The sequence below is a fragment of the Photobacterium sp. Hal280 genome (genome assembly GCF_037162255.1).
GTDB lineage: Bacteria > Pseudomonadota > Gammaproteobacteria > Enterobacterales > Vibrionaceae > Photobacterium.
On the sequence record NZ_JARLUO010000005.1, the window covers coordinates 1,779,555 to 1,799,537 of the forward strand.

The 19,983-nt window shown below is 48.9% G+C and carries 16 protein-coding genes and 1 pseudogene; 3 read left to right on the forward strand and 14 right to left on the reverse strand.

The window, feature by feature from the left end:
* Positions 1–119: 119 nt before the first annotated feature.
* Together P4S53_RS17560 and P4S53_RS17565 are read left to right on the forward strand one after the other, a co-directional pair.
* On the forward strand, positions 120–1,223 hold the full coding sequence (locus P4S53_RS17560) for a phosphoribosylaminoimidazolesuccinocarboxamide synthase (RefSeq protein ID WP_337113688.1): 1,104 nt from the start codon (positions 120–122) through the stop codon (positions 1,221–1,223).
* Between the two features lie 211 nt (positions 1,224–1,434).
* On the forward strand, positions 1,435–3,303 hold the full coding sequence (locus P4S53_RS17565; protein ID WP_337113689.1) for a methyl-accepting chemotaxis protein: 1,869 nt from the start codon (positions 1,435–1,437) through the stop codon (positions 3,301–3,303).
* A 67-nt stretch (positions 3,304–3,370) separates the two neighbouring features.
* Here the strand turns inward: P4S53_RS17565 and P4S53_RS17570 are convergent, their stop codons facing one another.
* From P4S53_RS17570 to P4S53_RS17600, 7 genes are all read right to left on the reverse strand, one after another.
* Entirely contained in the window at positions 3,371–3,880 is a 510-nt protein-coding gene (locus tag P4S53_RS17570; protein ID WP_337113690.1) for a GNAT family N-acetyltransferase, read from the reverse strand.
* Positions 3,881–3,969: 89 nt separating this feature from the next.
* A complete protein-coding gene (locus P4S53_RS17575; protein ID WP_337113691.1) occupies positions 3,970–4,566 on the reverse strand; it encodes a DJ-1/PfpI family protein in 597 nt (198 codons plus the stop codon).
* A 171-nt stretch (positions 4,567–4,737) separates the two neighbouring features.
* The gene (locus P4S53_RS17580; RefSeq protein WP_337113692.1) at positions 4,738–6,285 is read right to left on the reverse strand and encodes an alanine/glycine:cation symporter family protein; all 1,548 of its coding nucleotides are present in this window, start codon (positions 6,283–6,285) and stop codon (positions 4,738–4,740) included.
* A 427-nt stretch (positions 6,286–6,712) separates the two neighbouring features.
* Complete coding sequence (locus P4S53_RS17585) at positions 6,713–8,308, reverse strand: ABC transporter ATP-binding protein (protein WP_337114524.1); 1,596 nt, start codon at positions 8,306–8,308, stop codon at positions 6,713–6,715.
* 16 nt (positions 8,309–8,324) lie between these two features.
* Entirely contained in the window at positions 8,325–9,371 is a 1,047-nt protein-coding gene (locus tag P4S53_RS17590; RefSeq protein ID WP_337113693.1) for an ABC transporter permease, read from the reverse strand.
* A 4-nt stretch (positions 9,372–9,375) separates the two neighbouring features.
* Complete coding sequence (locus P4S53_RS17595; RefSeq protein ID WP_337113694.1) at positions 9,376–10,473, reverse strand: microcin C ABC transporter permease YejB; 1,098 nt, start codon at positions 10,471–10,473, stop codon at positions 9,376–9,378.
* A 27-nt stretch (positions 10,474–10,500) separates the two neighbouring features.
* On the reverse strand, positions 10,501–12,294 hold the full coding sequence (locus P4S53_RS17600; RefSeq protein WP_337114525.1) for an extracellular solute-binding protein: 1,794 nt from the start codon (positions 12,292–12,294) through the stop codon (positions 10,501–10,503).
* 412 nt (positions 12,295–12,706) lie between these two features.
* Between P4S53_RS17600 and fusA the strand changes: the two genes are divergently transcribed.
* A complete protein-coding gene (fusA, locus tag P4S53_RS17605; RefSeq protein ID WP_337113695.1) occupies positions 12,707–14,794 on the forward strand; it encodes an elongation factor G in 2,088 nt (695 codons plus the stop codon).
* Between the two features lie 94 nt (positions 14,795–14,888).
* Here fusA and P4S53_RS17610 read toward each other — a convergent pair whose 3' ends face one another.
* From P4S53_RS17610 to P4S53_RS17640, 7 genes and pseudogenes are all read right to left on the reverse strand, one after another.
* The gene (locus tag P4S53_RS17610; RefSeq protein WP_337113696.1) at positions 14,889–15,245 is read right to left on the reverse strand and encodes a hypothetical protein; all 357 of its coding nucleotides are present in this window, start codon (positions 15,243–15,245) and stop codon (positions 14,889–14,891) included.
* A 36-nt stretch (positions 15,246–15,281) separates the two neighbouring features.
* Positions 15,282–15,670: pseudogene (locus P4S53_RS17615) on the reverse strand (phosphorylase); the annotation flags it as partial.
* 388 nt (positions 15,671–16,058) lie between these two features.
* The gene (locus P4S53_RS17620) at positions 16,059–17,234 is read right to left on the reverse strand and encodes an amino acid permease (protein WP_337113698.1); all 1,176 of its coding nucleotides are present in this window, start codon (positions 17,232–17,234) and stop codon (positions 16,059–16,061) included.
* A 594-nt stretch (positions 17,235–17,828) separates the two neighbouring features.
* Positions 17,829–18,128, reverse strand: coding sequence for an ArsR/SmtB family transcription factor (locus P4S53_RS17625; RefSeq protein ID WP_027253214.1), 300 nt, complete (start codon positions 18,126–18,128; stop codon positions 17,829–17,831).
* Between the two features lie 16 nt (positions 18,129–18,144).
* A complete protein-coding gene (locus P4S53_RS17630; protein WP_337113699.1) occupies positions 18,145–18,570 on the reverse strand; it encodes a YeeE/YedE family protein in 426 nt (141 codons plus the stop codon).
* Between the two features lie 4 nt (positions 18,571–18,574).
* Positions 18,575–18,997 carry a YeeE/YedE family protein gene (locus P4S53_RS17635; RefSeq protein WP_337113700.1) on the reverse strand — a complete coding sequence of 141 codons (423 nt, stop codon included), beginning with the start codon at positions 18,995–18,997 and terminating at the stop codon, positions 18,575–18,577.
* Between the two features lie 76 nt (positions 18,998–19,073).
* The gene (locus tag P4S53_RS17640; protein WP_337113701.1) at positions 19,074–19,955 is read right to left on the reverse strand and encodes an MBL fold metallo-hydrolase; all 882 of its coding nucleotides are present in this window, start codon (positions 19,953–19,955) and stop codon (positions 19,074–19,076) included.
* Positions 19,956–19,983: the final 28 nt, after the last annotated feature.

The following is a 19,983-nucleotide window of genomic DNA, read 5'->3' on the forward strand; positions in this document are numbered from 1 at the left end:
TTTGCTGAAAGGCGAAAACACTTCTGCTATCATCTGCCACGCCAACAGGATATGCGCTGATTGGGTAACACCCGAACAGCGATTTTCATCGAATTGACTCTTGAAATAGGAACTTCACCATGAGCCTTGCTGATCAAGTTCTTGCTGTAAATGATGATCTCCCAATCCGTACCGACCAGCCGGTTCACAGCGGTAAAGTCCGCTCCGTCTACTGGCTGACTGAGGCTGACAGCCGCCGGCTGATTAAAGAGAAAGGCTACAATGTTCGCCCGGATGCGCCTCTGGCAATCATGGTTATCAGCGATCGTATTTCTGCGTTCGACTGCATCTGGCATGGTGAAGGTGGCCTGAACGGTGTACCGGGTAAAGGCGCAGCACTGAATGCGATTTCCAATCACTGGTTCCACCTGTTCCGCGAGAAAGGCCTGGCAGACAGCCATATTCTGGATATCCCTCACCCGTTTGTGTGGATAGTGCAGAAAGCCCGTCCAATCAAAGTAGAAGCGATTTGCCGTCAGTACATCACTGGCTCCATGTGGCGTGCCTATGCCAACGGCGACCGCGAGTTTTGCGGCATTCAGGTGCCTGACGGCCTGACCAAAGATCAGAAATTACCTGAGGTTCTGATCACCCCTTCGACCAAAGGGATTCTGCACGGTATTCCGGGTGTGCCTGCTGTCGATGACGTCAATGTCACGCGCAGTGACTTGCTGAACAACTATCAGGCGTTCAATTTCAGCCAGCCTGAAGATGTTGATCATTACGAAACGCTGCTGAAAGAAGGTTTTTCAGTTATCAGTGATGCGTTAGCGCAACTTGATCAGATCTTTGTCGATACAAAATTTGAGTTTGGTTATGTCACCGACGCGCAAGGCCAGGAAAAGATGATCTACATGGATGAAGTCGGCACACCGGATTCATCCCGCATCTGGGATGGTCCGTCCTACCGCGAAGGCAAGATTGTCGAAAACTCGAAAGAAGATTTCCGCCAGTTGCTGCTGAACCACTTCCCTGATCCGGACATTCTGCTGAACAAAGATCGGATGGCAGAACGTGAAGCACTGGCCCGTGACAATGCGCTACCTGAAGATGTCCTGATGCAGGTGTCCCGCATCTATACCGGCATTGCAGAGAAAGTGACCGGTCAGAAAATTGAGCTCAGCGGCAATCCGAAAGAAGAAATCATCACTGTGCTACGCAATGAGTATGGTCTGATCGACTAATATTCCCTTGATGGAATATCTGGGCAGCTGATTGCTGCCCTTTTTCTTTGAGTTCTGGGTTAATATTCGGCTCAGGAATGCATTATTCCTCACAAAATCATTGCTAATATTTATCCCTCATCACAATTACATATTTTTGCTATTAAGTCTTTTCGTGTCAGCGCCGACAATGGGAGAACAATAATAGTAAGGACAGTCGTTGAGGGATTCCATGAAGTTTAGCCACAAAATCGTTGCCACTTCGTCGGCAATACTGATCGCCGCTTTAGTTTTACTTTCCGGCATCCAGTATGTTCACACCAGGGATGATGTGCATCAACTGGTAGACAACAGCATTAATGAAATCGTATCCGGCGTGAATCAGACCTTAGTCACTGAGATCGCCAGCCGGACGAAATTAGCCAATATCACCGCTGGGATCGTCGAGCAAAATTTATCCCCGGATAGTATTCGCCAGATTATCAGCCAGCCAGTGCTCAAAAATACGTTTGAGCTGACCGGCATCGGGTTCGAAAAAGACGGCTCTTTCATCATCAGTGATCCGTCCTGGAAACCCGCACCGGGCTGGGATCCCCGTGCCCGTCCCTGGTACACCCAGGCAAAAGAAGCCGGGCATATGATCATTACCTCGCCCTACCGGGATTCGGTCACAAACGAAATTCTGGTCTCTTTTGCCACGCCCGTGAAAGACAACGGTCAGTTTATCGGTGCCATCTTCTTTGATGTCAGCATGAGTAAAATTGCCAATCTGATTAACCAGGCCTCTTTATTTAATGCCGGATATCTCTTTCTGGTCTCTGACAAAGGTGTGATCATCGCGCACCCTGACAAAACGGTGAATGGTAAAGCGCTGTCGGAGGCGTATCCCGGCATACAAATCTCAGCGCAGCCTCTGGCTACTGTGCTCGATAATGAATCCGTGAATATCAGCTTCCATAAAGTACAGGGACAGACACTGTATATTGGCGCGGTGCTGAAAAATGATGTGGCCTTTGCCGCTGTTGATCAAATCAAAAATAACGCCATCACCTATTCACTGCTGTTTATTATTGTCGGTTTCGTCGCAGTCTTCTTTTTGGTCAAACGTCTGATGCGTCCTTTGGATGTCATCAATCAGGCCATGAAAAACATCGCTACCGGACAGGCCGACCTGACTCAGCGACTGAGCACCAATACCGAACCGGAATTTGCGGCTCTGGCACAAAGTTTTAATCAGTTCACTGAACGTATGCAGCAACAGATCATACGCTCGCAAGCGCTGAGTAACGACATTATGCAGGGCACTGAGCTGACAGCTCAGGGCGCGAACCGTTCATCCGAGGCGATGAACAGCCAGTTGCAACAGCTTGAGCTGTTAGCGACAGCCATGAACGAAATGGCATCGACATCGGCCAACGTGGCAGACAATGCGCACAGCGCTGCATCTGCAGCGTCTGCGGCAGAGCTGGCTGCACAGGAAGGTGGCGATATTGTCTCCCGGACCTCTGTGTCTATTCATGATTTGTCTGATCAAATTGATCAGGCTGTTGATGTCGTCAAAGAGCTGGAATCTGCCACAGGCAACATTGAGCGTATTCTTCAGGTGATCAATGACATTGCCGATCAGACAAACCTGCTGGCGCTGAATGCAGCCATTGAAGCCGCAAGGGCTGGCGATTCCGGTCGGGGTTTTGCGGTCGTTGCCGATGAAGTCCGCACACTGGCGCAACGCACTCAGCAATCCACCACTGAAATACGTCAGATGATTGAGCAGCTTCAGGCCGGTGCCAGCTCTGCCACCAGCACCATGGCGCTGAGTAAAAACACGGCCAGCGAAACCGTTGCAACAGCGCAGGAAGCCGATGAGGCACTGTCGCGGATTCGTGAAGCCATCCAGCAAATCAACGATATGAACATACAAATCGCCTCGGCCGCCGAGCAGCAGAGTCTGGTGGCTGAAGATATTAATGGTAATACCATCACGATTAAGGATCTGTCGGTTCAGGTTGCTGAAACCGCCACTGAAACCAGTGCAGCGATGGAAACCCAGATAAAGAACGTACGCGAACAAAACGCACTGATGAAGCAATTTACTGTGTAAGCAATTCAAAGCCGCCGGTTCCGACTGGCGGCTTTCCTTTCACGAGCGAGGTTTTCTGAGCTAAAGCCTATGACGCTCGCTGATAAACATGATCTGCGTACAACGTACCGCCAATTTCGTATGCTTCAGGAATTTTCTTCTGTAACCTGAAACCACATTTTTCCAGCACGCGTTCTGAAGCGATATTGCCTTCGGTTACCACGGCTCTGAATAAGACAAGTCCTAGTTCTGCCTCCGCCCAGTCAATCACTGCACGCAGGGATTCGGTACCATAGCCTTTGCCATAAAATTCAGGCATCAGCAAATAACCCATTTCCGCAACCCCCTGTTCGACGAAAAAGCCAGTCATGCCGACTTTTTCACCCGACGCTTTTTCTTTGATGATCAAGGTTAACCATGCGCCGCTTTCAGGCGTCCACGCCTCAAGACGCGCTTGGAATTTTGCGTTTAATTCATCGTCAGATGGCGCATCAAAACATTTCTCGATCACGGCTGGTATCGTATGGAGCGCCTTGAAAAGTGGCCAATCTGTTTCAGTAATTGGCTCTAAAACTAATTGTTGTGTTTCTAAATTCATCCTGAATCACCTCTTAAAGACGGCCTTAAGATTCAATCATCATCCATTTTCACTATGTTGAATGACAGCACATCCATCCCTCAGGTTAGTCATGCTTCTGAAAGCGTACGGCTAATTAATGCTTCAAACATTTCTGACTGGCCTGCAGGAATAACCTGCCGATGAATTTCCCGACGTTTATCCACACCATACAAACGCTCTGCCAGCCAGCCTGTCAGGTACAATTGCGACAAGCACCCACCTGCTGTGGCAAGATTTCCATGTACGACCAGCGCTTTATCCAGAACATAAACACCTTCCGCCTCAAGCGCTGATTTTGCATCCGGATGAGTCGTAGCAGTAATACCATCCAGCAACCCCAGTTTGGCCAGAATAAACGCACCGGCACAAATTGACCCAATAAGCTGGTTTTGAGGATCCAGCTTAAGCGATGCCATAAATTCATGATTATTTAACGCCGCCGGCACCCCTTTATAACCACTGCTGAATAACACAACATCGGCCTCCGAGGTCTCTGCAACATGCCCGTCTGTTTTGACTTCCATGCCTAAAGAAGAGATATGGGACGGCTTCGTGCCTAATATTTTGACTGTCCAGTCCATCTGGCTTCTTCCCAAAATATCCCGTAGTAAGAAAAAATCGATATCCGTGAAATCATCAAAAATGACGATAGCTATTTGATACATAGACTCATACCCGCCAAGCTGCTTGTACTTACCGACGGAAAAAGTTAACACATAAGCATCAGAATGTATAAGTAAGTGTGCCTTGCACTGCTTTATTTGAGTAAACGCCTTAAGCAACAAAGGCCAGCAAATGCTGGCCTTTGTTAGTTAGTGAATGTCTGTCAATTCACATTATGAAGTTGATTTCGCTGTACCTGTTGTAGATGAATCTTCACCCAGGTCTGGCGCTTTCTGGCCTTTACGCTTCATGCGCTCTTCCCAGTAATCCGCACCTTTAATGCCTAATTTCACTGGATCGAATACGTATTCTTTCACGCCGGCTTTCTTCTGCATTTCATAGTCTCTCAACGCTTTCAGCGCTGGTTTTGCCATGAAGAAGATAATCAGAATACCGACGATGTTCAGCCAAGCCATCAGGCCCACACCCACATCGCCCAATGCCCATGCCAGATTGGCGGTTTTCACTGCGCCGTAGAACACGGAAGACAGCAAGGCAATTTTCAGGACAAAAATCAGGCCAGGAACATGGATCGTACGGTGAATGTACGCAATGTTGGTTTCTGCGATGTAGTAGTACGCCAGAATAGTTGTGAATGAGAAGAAGAACAGGGCAATCGCCACGAAAGGTTTACCCAGGCCAGGCATTGCCGTTTCAATCGCCATCTGGGTAAAGACAGGACTATTGGCAGCAATTTCCGCTGGCAGGTTCTGCACCAGAAATGCGCCTTCAGCACCATGGACATTAAATGCACCTGTGATGATGATCATAAATGCAGTGGCACTACAGACCAGCAACGTATCGATGTAAATCGAGAATGCTTGTACCATACCTTGCTGTGCAGGGTGATCAACCTGGGCTGCTGCTGCTGCATGCGGGCCTGTACCCTGGCCGGCTTCATTGGAGTAAACACCACGTTTCACACCCCAGCCAATCGCCGCACCGACACCCGCCATTGGCGAGAAGGCATCACCCACAATAGTGGCAAACACACTTGGTACCATATCAATGTTCAGCAGGATAACCACTAAAGCAATGACGATATAGCCCAACGCCATGAAAGGAACCACGATTTGAGTAAAGTGAGCAATACGCTTCACACCACCAAAGATGATGAAAGCCAGCACCATACACACAATCGCACCAGTGATGATCTTCGCAGAGCTGAATGTACCTAAAGTGGTTTCGATCACATCACCAGAACCAAATGCTGCTTCAACCGCGTTGCCGATACTGTTTGACTGCACACCAGGTAACAGAAGACCACAGGCAACAATTGTCGAAATCGCAAAAATCCATGCATACCACTTCTGACCCATTGCTTTTTCAATGTAGTACGCAGGGCCACCACGGAACTGACCTTCGTCTTCCACTTTGTAGATCTGAGCAAGCGTTGATTCATAATAAGCTGTAGAAGCACCCAGGAAGGCTACAACCCACATCCAGAAGACAGCACCCGGACCACCAAAACCGATGGCAGCAGCGACACCTGCAATATTACCGGTACCGACACGGCCTGACAGTGAAACCGCCAGTGCCTGAAATGAGGAAATCCCCTTGTCTGAGCTTTGTCCGGAGAACAGCAGGCGGATCATTTCACCGAAATGGCGAACCTGCATAAAACGTGTTGTGATGGAATAAAATAAACCGGCACCCAGGCAAAGATAAATCAATGCCGGACTCCATATTATCCCGTTAATAAAATCGACCAATGACTGCATATGAGTCTCCCTGTTATAGTCTGTTTGGTTACAACTCGAGCAGTATAATACGCAAATTGTAACCTGATTGTTAAGAATTTTATTTCATCAGCATTGATTTGCTTGATGAAGGCATCAAATAGCAACAAATCCACAACATCCAGTCATTGAGACCATGGTTAGCGACAAATTCGGCATACATCACCAATCATCACCCGTTAGGCCTGTGATCATTTGTATAAGTCTTAGCCAGGTGATTCACAAAAGATGTCAATAATGTGCAGTATGTCAGCATAAAGAGGCCGTGACAGATACGCGTCAGACATCAACAGGCACAAAACACTGTATTTCAAGCATATGCCATCAAAAGCATTTATGTGAAATTTGACGCATGAACTGCCTCCCAAAAAAAGCAGTTCAGCGAAGAAGAGATAACAGTGAGTGGATATCAGTGAACCGCAGACAAATTCACTAAGTGGCGGGTATATTCAGCTTCGGGGTGGCTGAACAGCTGACGGGTTGGCCCCTGCTCTACCACACAGCCATCTTTTAATACCAAGGTATAGTGGCACAATGACTTTACGACATTCAGATCATGGCTGATAAACAGGTAACTCAGGCCGTACTTCAGCTGCAATTCTTTCAGTAAATTCAGCACCTGATGCTGCACGGTGCGATCCAGTGAGGAGGTGGGTTCATCCAGCAGAATAAACTCGGGTTTCAATACCAGCGCCCTAGCGATGGCTATCCGCTGGCGTTGTCCACCTGAAAATTCATTGGGATAACGAAAGCGAGTGGACGGATCCAGCTCCACATCTTTCATTGCCTGACAAATTGCAGCATCTTCTTCCTCATCAGATAATGTCTGATGGACTTTCAGACCTTCGCCGATAATCTGCGCCACAGACATTCTTGGATTCAGTGCGGAAAACGGGTCCTGAAATACGACTTGCAAACGACTGCGAAAAGGTAACATGCCTTTGCGGTTCAGGTGACTGATCTCCTGGCCGTCAAAACGAATACTCCCTTCGCTATTGAGCAATCTAAGTATCGCCATCCCGGTCGTCGACTTCCCTGAGCCACTTTCCCCGACCAGCCCGACACTCTGCCCCTGCTTCAGCTGGAAGCTCACATCAGTCACGGCTTTAATATGACTGATCACACGTTTCATGATCCCGCCTTTGACCGGGAACCAGACTCGTAATTTGTCTATTTCAAACAGCGCGGAAGGATTCCCGTTTACCGGAACAGGCTCGCCACTGGGATCAGAGTGAATGAGTTTCTGGGTATAAGGATGGGAAGGCGACGCAAAAAGAATCTCTTTCTGATTGGTTTCCACTAACTGCCCGAGTTGCATGACCGCGACCCGGTCGGCAATTTTGCGCACAATACTCAAATCATGCGTAATGAAAAGCATGGCCATACCCAGTTCCTGCTGCAGATTTTTCAGCAAATCAAGGATCTGGGCCTGAACAGAAACATCAAGTGCGGTCGTTGGCTCATCGGCAATCAGAAGATCGGGCTCATTGATCAGCGCCATGGCAATCATCACACGCTGGCGCTCACCGCCTGACAACTCATGAGGATAGGCATACATCCGCTGCTCGGGGTTACGGATACCCACTTTCTTCAGCCAGCTCAGCGCGCGTTTCTCTGCCGGCTTCTGACGCACTCCCTTGTGAATCGCCAGGGTCTCACACAGCTGGCGGCCAATTTTATGCAGCGGATTCAGCGACATCATCGGTTCCTGAAAGATCATGCCGATTTTGTTTCCGCGTAACCCGCGCATCTGGCGTTCACTGCAGCGCAGCATGTCCACACCGTCATAATAAATATGACCGTCCAGATAACGCGCAGAAGCTTTGGGCAGTAGGCGCAGAATGGCATTGGCCGTCACAGACTTGCCTGAACCACTTTCCCCCACCAGTGCCAGAGTTTCTCCCCGCTTGATTGTCAGGCAAACTTTCTCCGTGACCGGGCGGACCGACTTATCGTTGGCAAAGCCGACAGAGAGATTTTCAATAGTCAGTAAAGCATCACTCATTGCAGTATCCCGGTCGTTACGATTGATGGTGTGGGTCGAAAGCATCGCGCACCGCCTCGCCGATAAAAACCAGCAGACTCAGCATGATGGAAAGCACAACGAACGCAGACAACCCCAGCCAGGGTGCCTGAAGGTTGGTTTTACCCTGGGCAAGCAATTCACCCAGTGATGGAGAGCCCACAGGCAGGCCGAATCCCAAAAAATCCAGCGATGTCAGTGTGGTGACTGACCCACTGAGAATAAAGGGCATCATCGTCAGTGAGGCCACCATAGCATTGGGCAACATATGGCGAAGCATGATGCGTCTGTCATTCACGCCCAGTGCCTGCGCCGCACGCACATAATCCAGATTACGGCAGCGGAGAAATTCCGCCCGCACAACGCCCACCAACCCCATCCAGCTAAACAGCACCATGATACCCAGCAACCACCAGAAGTTAGGTTCAACGAAACTGGACAGAATGATCAGCAAGAACAAAGTCGGCATGCCTGACCAGACTTCAATGAAACGCTGACCAAACAGATCCAGCCAGCCGCCATAGTATCCCTGCCCGGCTCCGACCATGACACCGACAATGGTTGAAATCACCGTCAGCGCAAAACCAAACAGCACAGAGATCCGAAAGCCGTAAATGATGCGTGCCAGCACATCGCGGCCTTTATCATCGGTCCCCAGCCAGTTGATATGGTCCGGTGCCGAGGGCGCCGGACCGGACAAGTTATAGTTAATCGTGTCATAGCTGAAATGGATCAGTGGCCAGATCATATAGCCGTCTTCGTTGATCAGATCCTGCACATACGGGTCGGTATAATCGGCTTCTGTAGCGAACTCACCACCAAATTGCGTTTCGGCATACTGTTCGGCGATCGGAAAATACCAGTCACCTTTGAAGCTGACAAACAAGGGCTTATCGTTGGCGATCACTTCAGCAAACAGGCTGATAATAAAAAGTACGCCAAACAGCCACATTGACCAATATCCGCGTCTGTGCGCTTTAAACCGAGCCCAGCGCTCTTTTGTCAGTGGATTGAAGGTAAACAAGGTTGTGAATGTCTTTCTCATGAGATTACCTGGCCTCGAAATCAATACGTGGATCGACCAGGGTATAAGTCAGGTCAGAGATGATGTTCAGGATCAGGCCCAGCAATGTCATGATATAAAGCGAGCTGAATACCACGGGGTAATCACGCTGAATCGTTGATTCAAAGCCCAGCAAGCCAATTCCCTCCAGCGAAAACATCACTTCAATAAGCATTGAGCCGGTAAAGAAAATGCTGATAAACGCACTGGGAAAACCGGCAATAATGATCAGCATGGCATTACGAAATACATGCTTATATAAGATGCTCTGATCATCGAGCCCTTTCGCACGGGCAGTTATCACGTATTGCTTGTTGATCTCATCCAGAAACGAGTTTTTGGTCAGCATCGTCAGCGTCGCAAAACCACCGATGACCATGGCAAAGATGGGCAACGCAAGATGCCAGAAGTAATCACCGACTTGTTGATACCAGGTCATCTGATCGAAATCAGCCGAAAACAATCCCCGTAACGGAAACCAGCTGAAATAATTACCGCTGGCAAAGAAAATAATCAATACAATGGCGAACAGGAAACCGGGAATCGCATAACCGGCAATGACTAATGCGCTGCTCCAGATATCAAAACGGCTGCCATGATTCACGGCTTTCGCAATTCCCAGCGGAATTGAGACGAAATAAATGATCAAGGTGCTCCACAAACCCAGTGAAATTGACACCGGCAGCCGCTCAATAATCAAATCGATCACATTGCCGCCACGAAACAGGCTTTCGCCGAAATTGAAAGTGACATAGTTTTTCAGCATATCGACGTACCGCTCCCAGAGCGGTTTATCAAAACCAAACTGCTTACGTATTTCTGCCACCACTTCCGGGTCCAGCCCGCGGGAGCCACGATAGCCCGTTCCGCCATTGCCGTTTTGCTGCGAACCTTCCGACTGCTGCACTTCCTGTCCGCCGCCGGTAAAGCGCTCCATAATACCGGAAGTATGCCCTTCAAGCTGCGCCACAGCCTGTTCAACAGGCCCACCCGGTGCAATCTGAATCACGAAAAAGTTAATCGTAATAATCGCCCAAAGCGTTGGAATCACCAGCAAAAGTCGCCGGATAATATATGCCGTCATACTGCTTTACCTGTTTTCACGTTTCGATTAACGGCGTTTTTCCGGCAACTTGGCCGCCTTGGCCGTATCCACCCACCAAGTATCCACACCCAGTGCATACTTAGGTCGGACCGCAGGACGGTCGAATTTATCCCAGGTCGCCACTCGGAATTTGCTTAAATGCCACTGAGGAATGACAAAAAAGTTCCATTGCAGCACCCTGTCCAGCGCCGGACCTAATGCCGCCAGCGCAGCAGGATCCTGCTGATGCGCAGCAATTTGTTCTGTCAGTGCATCAATCGCCGGGTCCTGAACGCCGGCAGTATTGTAGGTGGAATCCAGATAGTGACTGTTCCAGACAATCAGCAGGTTCTGTGTCGGGTAGGCATTGGCGCTGTAACCGGACGACACCATATCAAAATCCCGATCACGCAGACGTTTGATGTATTGCGTCGTATCGACCGTACGGATTTTCATATCGATCCCCAGTTGCTTCAGGTTTTTCTGAACCGGAATTGCAATGCGCTCCGAGGTCGGGCTGTAGATCAGTAATTCAAAGGCCAGAGGCTCCCCGGTCTTCACATTGGTCATGACCTGATTTTTCAGCTCCCAGCCTGCCGCTTTTAACAATGCAAACGCTTTACGCGATTGTGCACGAACACGGCCTGAGCCGTCAGTAACAGGTGGTTGGTAAGATTCTGTAAAGACACGCGCCGGAATCTTGTCTTTCAATGGCTCCAGATATTTCAGCTCTGCGGGCGTTGGCAACCCTTTTGCTTCATACGGGGTATTCTGGAAAAAACTGCGGGTACGGGAATACTGGTTATAGAAAAGCGTTTTATTCATCCACTCAAAATCCATGGCGTAATTGAGCGCTTCCCTGACCCGGACATCACTGAAAACAGGACGCTGAGTATTAAAGACAAAGGCCTGCATCGCCTGAGGGATTTCGTGAGGGATTTCTTCCTTCTTTATATACCCGTTATCAAAATTATTTCCCTCGTAGAGGGTCGCCCAGAACTTGGCGACATTCTCCTGACGAAAGTCATATTCGCCGGCTTTGAATGCTTCCAGGGTCACAGTATCATCACGGTAATAGTCGTACCGGATGGTGTCGAAATTATGCCGCCCGACATTCACCGGAAGATTGGCCGCCCAGTAATCTTTCACTCTTGAGTAAGTCACGCTCTGACCCGACTGATAACTGGTCACTTTGTACGCACTGCTGCCAACCGGCGGCGCATTGAGCGGCTCACTGAGTTTCTTGTCTTTCCAGTAGTGTTCCGGTAAGACGTTCATGCCTTCCACCAGGGAAAACAGTTTTTCTCTGTTGGCCACAGACATTTCAACCCGCGCTGTCAGCGGCGATACCGCCGTCACCGACTTCACGTCTTTATAAAACACACGAAACTGAGGCACCCCTTCTGCCATGAACTTATCAAAGGTGAAGGCGACATCTTTCGCGGTAATCGGCTGACCGTCATGAAATCGCGCTTTCGGGTTGATATCAATTTCCATCCAGGAAAAGTCATCGGCATAACGCACTTTTTCTGCGATTAACGGGTAGTAACTGTCAATTTCATCGCTTGCTGGCGCAAACAGGGTGTCATACATCTCGTCCGCGCCGGCGACCGAAACCCCTCTTGAGGCATAGCGGTTAAAACTGTCGTAGGTGCCGACTTCCGCATAGGTGATGGCGCCGCCTTTTGGCGCTTCCGGATTGACATAGTCAAAGTGTTTGAATTCAGGGGCATATTTCGCCGTACCAAACCCCACCAAACTGGTGGTTTCTATCACCTCTTTTGCCAGTGCACTGGTACTTCCCAGTAATAATCCTGCCATTAATGACAGGCTTACAGTCAATCCATTCTTCATATCCCCTCCAAGGCAACTTCACCTAATAATCCAGTCGGCGCCAGAAAATCGTTCTTTTTCATTATTGTATGAGTTATCAATGACGAACACTGACATGTAACACAAATATATACCATAAGAAAATACGCCGCCTGAATCGCTGGGCATATCATCAAGAAATTTGTTGAACTGTCCGGCCGGGATGCGACACCTTGTCACAATCAGTTAACAGACATTTTCTGTATTTTTCTTGACCAATCATCCAGTTCCTGCCTGAATCAATGGGTTAAAAGCCAACGAATACTCATTAAATTACTCAGATCTATGTTCTGATAGTTGTAAGTAGTGCTATACTCCCCACCCTGACATGTGACAACAATTGTTCATATAGAGAAAAACAATGGCAGATCTATCTAAATACAGAAACATTGGTATTTTCGCGCACGTAGATGCGGGTAAAACCACTACCACTGAGCGTATCCTGAAGCTGACCGGTAAAATCCACCGTACGGGCGAAGTACACGACGGTGCTTCTACCATGGACTTCATGGATCAGGAAGCAGAACGTGGTATCACCATCCAGTCAGCTGCGACGACCTGTTTCTGGAAAGACCACCGTTTTAACGTTATCGATACTCCGGGACACGTTGACTTCACCGTTGAAGTTTACCGTTCTCTGAAAGTACTTGACGGTGGTGTAGGTGTATTCTGTGGTTCAGGTGGTGTTGAGCCTCAGTCTGAAACTAACTGGCGTTACGCGAACGAATCAGAAGTATCTCGTCTGATCTTCGTAAACAAACTGGACCGTATGGGCGCAGACTTCTTCAGCGTTGTTGAGCAAGTGAAGAAAGTTCTGGGCGCTAACCCTCTGGTTATGACCCTGCCTATCGGCCGCGAAGACGATTTCGTAGGTGTTGTTGACGTTCTGACTCGCCAAGCATACGTGTGGGACGATTCAGGTCAGCCAGAAAACTACGAAATCAAAGAAATCCCAGCGGATATGGTTGATGACGTAGAAGCTTACCGCGAAGAGCTGATCGAGACTGCCGTTGAGCAAGACGACGACCTGATGGAAGCTTACATGGAAGGTGAAGAGCCTTCTATCGAAGACCTGAAACGTTGTATCCGTAAAGGTACGCGTGACCTGGCTTTCTTCCCAACTTACTGTGGTTCAGCGTTCAAGAACAAAGGTATGCAGCTGCTGCTTGACGCCGTTGTTGACTACCTGCCAAACCCAACAGAAGTTGACCCACAGGATCTGACTGATCCAGAAACTGGTGAACCAACTGGTAAAGTTGCTACCGTTTCTGTTGACGAACCGTTCCGCGCGCTTGCGTTTAAGATCATGGACGACCGTTTCGGCGCCCTGACCTTCGTTCGTGTTTACTCTGGTAAGCTGAAGAAGGGTGACACCATCCTGAACTCTGCAACGGGTAAAACTGAGCGTGTTGGCCGTATGGTGGAAATGCACGCGAACGACCGTAACGAGCTGGATGCTGCGCAAGCAGGTGACATCATCGCTATCGTTGGTATGAAGAACGTTCAGACTGGTCACACCCTGTGTGATCCTAAGCACGAATGTACTCTGGAACCAATGATCTTCCCAGATCCAGTAATCTCTATCGCTGTTGCGCCGAAAGACAAAACAGCTTCTGAGAAACTGGGTATCGCACTGGGTAAGATGATCGCAGAAGATCCATCATTCCAGGTTGAAACTGACGAAGATTCTGGCGAAACCATCCTGAAAGGTATGGGTGAGCTGCACCTGGACATCAAAGTTGACATCCTGAAGCGTACTCACGGTGTTGAACTGACTGTCGGTGCTCCACAGGTTGCTTACCGTGAAACAATCACCAAAGCAATCGAAGACAGCTACACGCACAAGAAGCAGTCTGGTGGTTCTGGTCAGTTCGGTAAGATCGATTACCGTATCAAACCAGGTGAGCCAAACTCTGGCTTCAAGTTCGTTTCTACTGTTGTTGGTGGTAACGTACCTAAAGAATTCTGGCCTGCAATCGAAAAAGGCTTCGCTGGTATGATGAGTACTGGTGTTCTGGCTGGCTTCCCTGTGCTGGACGTTGAAGTTGAGCTGTTCGACGGTGGTTTCCACGCAGTTGACTCCTCTGCTGTAGCGTTCGAAATCGCAGCGAAAGGCGCATTCCGTCAGTCTATGCCTAAAGCGGGTGCTCAGCTGCTTGAGCCTATCATGCACGTTGACGTGTTCACTCCGGAAGATCACGTTGGTGATGTTATCGGTGACCTGAACCGTCGTCGCGGCATGATCAAAGATCAGGTTGCTGCTGCAACAGGTGTTCGTATTAAAGCTGACGTACCTCTGTCTGAGATGTTCGGCTACATCGGTCACCTGCGTACCATGACTTCTGGCCGTGGTCAGTTCTCAATGGAATTCTCTCACTACTCTGCATGCCCAGCGAACGTTGCTGAAGCAGTTATCGCAGAAGTGAAAGAGCGTAACGCTAAGAAATAATTTATTTTCTTAACGTAACGACAAAAAAACCCCAGCTCAGGCTGGGGTTTTTGTTCGTACCGTCACAACAAATGCGCCTTCTCTGGCCCGAGATTCACTCACTGCATTCGCGCAAAAACCGCATTAAGCCGTATTTCTGTAACCACACCAGCTGTTCCGGTTGTTTCACCAGGAAACGTCCGCTGTAGTTAATCCCATTGGCAAAAAGCCCCTGAACATTGTTACCGCTACGAGGCAGTATCAGCAACCAACGCTCCGTCAGAAGGATGTTATGTGGCTTACACACATCACCCGTCTCATTGAAGAGTGACAAAGCTTTCATGCCCCTCAGGTAAGCGTCATACAGCTCGTCAGTGGTCATGGCTTCAACCAGATACAACCAATGCTTAAATGGCAGCTTTCCACCCGCAATCACTTTTTCCAGCGGTATATCACTTCGGACCAGCTGCATGTGCCGGTGTGACTGGCTCGCTCCGGCTAACGGACCACTGTTATAAAAGCCGAGCACATCTGAGTGTGTAAATCCCCCAGCCAGGCATGCCAGTCTTCCCAGCTTAAAGGCGAATCCTGAGGCACAAAATCTTTCGAGCAAATCAGTAAGTGTGGCGAGATCACAGGAAACTTATTGAGCAGGCACACATGATGTTCCCCTGCTTCACAAACATACATCGATTTCTCATAAGGCAGAAAGGGGTTAGAAGTATGCTTAGCCGTTAAATTCAGTAACTTCTTGCCCGCATTCTCTGTGACCAGGTGACCAAGATAACAGACACCCTGTTCTTCAATCTGTTCCGCTTCTGTGGCTATTGGCATAAGACTACCTTCTGCCAGAGCCTTTGCAGCCACCTGATCCGCAAGTTTCCAGTTCATATCCATATCCCATCTTTTTTAACCAAGATACTCTAACTTGGCATGCGTGTCATAGGAGAAAAGCGTGTATAAAAAAGTTTACGTTATGGCGGATTTTGTCTCTTTGGGAAAACAGCCCCAAGCCTAGCACCAGAAAAGGAAAGTCGGTAAGATTCGCTCAACTTTTTGAGGATACGTCACTAGCTGCTTACTCTGTGTCAACAGATCACTACTCCTGCAGATAGGTTATTTCAGCGTTCGGTCAAACCTGAAACAACACCTGACGATATCGGTCTTGTTCGGTCAAACAAATCGTTAGCATCCTCAAAGCAATATCGCGAATACGATATTGAGCACCACAAAAAAAGGCGCTTCCATTGGGAAGCGCCTTTTTACATCTCTTCGTATTCGCTGTTTAAATCAGTTCAGCCATTAATAAAAAGCAACCGAACAGAAAACTCAGCGCCAGCGCCATAACGCCGCCACCCGCCTGATACACAGCTTCGCTCCCCTCTTTGACGGTCGCCTTCCCGACATCCTTTCTGACTTTGACTGTCATTGCCATCGGGACAAAAATGGCCAGAAAAACAAGAATAATACCGGCATAGCTTAATACTGACAGGAATTGATTCGCTGCCAGAATCGCACCCAGCATCGGCAAAATAAAGGTCAGTACATAGGTCACAGCCCGATTCTGACGGAAAGCATCCGCATTCTGGTCAAACAGTGCCATTGCCACGCCCAGGAAAGAGGTCAGCAAAGCCAGGCCGGTGAAGATAGACAGAATCAACTGCATGCTGCCGTGATTCACACTCAGCGCGGCAATCAGCTCAGACACATTGGCAAAGCCCACCAGCTGCTCAGGCGGCAGATTGCCAACTGCCGCGTAAAGCCAGAACAGGTAACAGAATAATGGGATGACAGAACCTGCAATCACCATATTTCTCAGCTGCTTTTGCGTGGCTTCAGGGTTATATGTCACCAGTGACGGGATAACCACCATAAAGCCGAAGCTGGTAAACAGCACTGAGCTGGTTTTGATGAGTGCGACTTTGTTATCGCTGCCTACTGATGCCAGGTTGTCAGGATTGATGCCTGGTACCAGAGTTATCAAAGTCATGGCCAGCATGATCACCATGGCTGCAAACAGCAGCCGGTTGAGCCGGTCGATCACACCGGTGCCTGCAGCAACCACAACACCCGCTACCACAGTAAACGCAATTTGTGCCTGTGTGGCTGTTAATGTCAGACCAAGACCGTCTGTCAGCTTCTTGAGCAGATCGCCGGCCCCGATGATGTAGGCCATCAGCAGACACACCAACAACGCGTACAGCAAGCCATTTGTGACCAGCTGACCACCTTTGCCCAGTGTTTTGCGGGCAATGGAATTCATCCCCAGGCCGCCACCAGACTTGATGCTGGCTTCCAGCAACAGCAGCGCCGCATACGTTGTACCGACCCAGATCAGCAGCATTAACAAGGTGCCCCACAGCAGGCCAAACTGGGCCAATACCATAGGAATGGCAAGCATGCCTGCACCCAGTGCTGTACCAGCAATAATCAGGGAGCTGCCTAATAATTTCATATTCACGGAATTTTCCTTTCTGTCCTTAACTGCGGCTTATGTCAAAAGCGCACTCAAGCGTTATCTTTATAACCATCTGATTTTGTTATATTTAAAAGCACTCTGACTCGACTTAGGCGTAATCAGTTGCGTTCTGTATGGGCTAACAGGCCAAAACATCTAAATCGGCGAAAGAATTGAAGGCGATAGACAGAAAACGGGCGTGAAAAAGTCAGCGAAGCGAAAGCGCAGCGGCTGGGCAAAGCACTCAGAAGGGAAATGGTGAGAATAGCGCCCCTACCCGGCAATAATGCCTGGCCTGGAAGCGAGCAGTGTAATGTCATTTATCGTACTCCTAACACGATAGAACTTCGGTCATTTCTGATAAAAACCAGCCAGATTGGCTGATATTTCATCTCTTGCCAGGTCAAGGCAAGGCGTTCGGTCAGGAAGCAAAATAATGAGGTGCCGCACAAACTACAACCTGCATTATTGAAATATTTGATTTTGATCTTGGAAAAAATGGAATACAGGTCAAATTGCCTGTCTGGGTGACCATAAGGAGCAGATCAATCTGAGCGAAATTTGCTCAGATTGATAGTAAATTCACAGCAGGCAGCTTCAGTCGGCACAATAATGCTTATGAAGCATCGCGATGATATCGATCACAGCGGCATTATCGAGACGGTAGTAGATCGTCTGCGCTTCCCGCCTCGTTTTCACAAAACCGGCCCGGCGCAACCAGGCCAGATGCTGTGACAAAGACGACTGAGGGATAGGAAATCGCTCATTCAGCTGAGAAACAGACAATTCCTCTTCCTGGAGTACACACAGTATCATCAGCCGGTGCTGATTGCCCATGGCTTTGAGCAGCTCAACCGCCTGCTCGACATTTGCCTCCATGTTGGAATAATCCCGCATTCTACCCTCATAATTTTCAAGACTTTTTAAGCAGACGGTCGATAGTGCCAGAAAACTGCATTCCCGCCAACATCGCGATAACGAAGCCGAATATTTTAGCATTACCTCCCAGCAGATTACTCACAGCGGGCCCAGGGCAAATCCCCACTAAACCCCACCCCAGGCCAAATAAAATAGCGCCAATGATCAAAGGTTTATCGATAATTTTATTGGTAGGGATAAAAAACTGATCGGCAATCAGAGGCTTTGAGCGCGGCTTCACTAAAAAATGATAACCCAGGCTAAAAACAACCAATGCTGAACCCATCACCAAAATTAAACTGGGATCCCACTGTCCTGCTACATCCAGAAAATTCAACACTTTATCCGGATTCACCATTTGCGATATCGTTAATCCGGCACCAAACAACAAACCGGCAATAAGGGCGATGATCATCTGCATACCATTACGCTCCTGTCAGATGGCGAACAATAAATACAACAACAACAGCGACCAGCATGAAGGTTACTGTTGCGACAATAGAACGTGGAGATAAGCGCCCGATGCCACAAATACCGTGTCCACTGGTACAGCCGGAACCTAATCGTGTTCCTGCGCCCACCAACAGCCCGCCCGCAATGATGAGCGGCCAGCCTGCATCTATCTGTTCTGGCAAATACGTTCCAAAAGGGGCTGCCAGTAAGGGCCCGATAATCAGTCCGGCGATAAACATCCAGCGCCATTTGGCGTTTGGGTCACTGACATCCATCGCGCCGCTGACAATACCTGAAATACCTGCTATTCGGCCATTCAGTAACAGCAGTATCAGTGCGCTAATGCCCAACACTGCCCCACCTGCCAGCGCCGTCCAAGGTGTGAATTCTGTCATTTCATTACTCTCACTAATGCAGTTAATCGTTTCAGTTTGGCGACAACCTAGTGGCGCACAAACAGCGTTGAGTGGTTCAATCTGCCCGACTTGGCCGCTCGAGGGTTAAAGGAATCTTGATGTAGGCTGTATCGTTACTCTCGGCTGCCGGTAATTGACCGCCACGTATATTCACCTGCACAGAGGGATACAACAGCTTAGGTACATCCAGATGTTTATCTCTGGCTTGTCTCACCTGAATAAAAGTGTCTTTGTCGACGCCCTCATGAATGTGGATATTGTCACAGCGGCTCTCTGCAACTGTCGTCACGTAAGCCAGCTCACGGCCATCAGGTTGATAATCATGGCACATCCATAACCTGGTCTCGGCCGGCAGGCTGTGTAACCGGGACACGCTGTCATACAGCACACCTGCATCACCGCCGGGAAAATCACACCGGGCTGTACCGCCGTCCGGCATGAATAAGGTATCACCGACGAAGGCATTACCTTCAATCAGGTAAGTCACACTGTCATTCGTGTGTCCTGGTGTCGACATCACCTTGCCGGTTAATGTGCCAAACGTAAAAACTTCACCCTCTTTAAACAGATGATCGAAGACCTGACCATCTGCCATTAACGCATCGTCATCGATATTAAATACCGCTTTAAAGGTTTTTTGTACCTTGACGATTCCTTCGCCAACGCCAATAGGGCTACCGAGCTGCTCACGGAGATAATGTGCCGCTGATAAGTGATCGGCATGGGCGTGCGTTTCCAAAATCCAGTCGACAGTCAGTTGCTGCTCTTTGATAAACGCCAGTTGCTGATCAGCAAATGCGGTCCAGACCTTGCCGGAGTGCGCGGCGAAATCCAGCACACTGTCAATAATGGCAGCATGTCCGCCCTGTTTGTCATAAACAAGGTAACTGATGGTACTGGTGTCAGTGTGATAGAAAGCTTTAATCATCGCATTCATCAGACTCTTCCTTTGCATTAATATCTAT

Coding starts and splice junctions, on each gene's coding strand:
- P4S53_RS17625 (WP_027253214.1), bottom strand. CDS start 18,128: ATGCGGGATTATTCCAACATGGAGGCAAATGTCGAGCAGGCGGTTGAG.
- P4S53_RS17565 (WP_337113689.1), top strand. CDS start 1,435: ATGAAGTTTAGCCACAAAATCGTTGCCACTTCGTCGGCAATACTGATC.
- P4S53_RS17610 (WP_337113696.1), bottom strand. CDS start 15,245: ATGCAGCTGGTCCGAAGTGATATACCGCTGGAAAAAGTGATTGCGGGT.
- fusA (WP_337113695.1), top strand. CDS start 12,707: ATGGCAGATCTATCTAAATACAGAAACATTGGTATTTTCGCGCACGTA.
- P4S53_RS17590 (WP_337113693.1), bottom strand. CDS start 9,371: ATGAGAAAGACATTCACAACCTTGTTTACCTTCAATCCACTGACAAAA.
- P4S53_RS17560 (WP_337113688.1), top strand. CDS start 120: ATGAGCCTTGCTGATCAAGTTCTTGCTGTAAATGATGATCTCCCAATC.
- P4S53_RS17570 (WP_337113690.1), bottom strand. CDS start 3,880: ATGAATTTAGAAACACAACAATTAGTTTTAGAGCCAATTACTGAAACA.
- P4S53_RS17585 (WP_337114524.1), bottom strand. CDS start 8,308: ATGAGTGATGCTTTACTGACTATTGAAAATCTCTCTGTCGGCTTTGCC.
- P4S53_RS17600 (WP_337114525.1), bottom strand. CDS start 12,294: ATGGCAGGATTATTACTGGGAAGTACCAGTGCACTGGCAAAAGAGGTG.
- P4S53_RS17635 (WP_337113700.1), bottom strand. CDS start 18,997: ATGACAGAATTCACACCTTGGACGGCGCTGGCAGGTGGGGCAGTGTTG.
- P4S53_RS17595 (WP_337113694.1), bottom strand. CDS start 10,473: ATGACGGCATATATTATCCGGCGACTTTTGCTGGTGATTCCAACGCTT.
- P4S53_RS17640 (WP_337113701.1), bottom strand. CDS start 19,955: ATGAATGCGATGATTAAAGCTTTCTATCACACTGACACCAGTACCATC.
- P4S53_RS17575 (WP_337113691.1), bottom strand. CDS start 4,566: ATGTATCAAATAGCTATCGTCATTTTTGATGATTTCACGGATATCGAT.
- P4S53_RS17630 (WP_337113699.1), bottom strand. CDS start 18,570: ATGCAGATGATCATCGCCCTTATTGCCGGTTTGTTGTTTGGTGCCGGA.
- P4S53_RS17580 (WP_337113692.1), bottom strand. CDS start 6,285: ATGCAGTCATTGGTCGATTTTATTAACGGGATAATATGGAGTCCGGCA.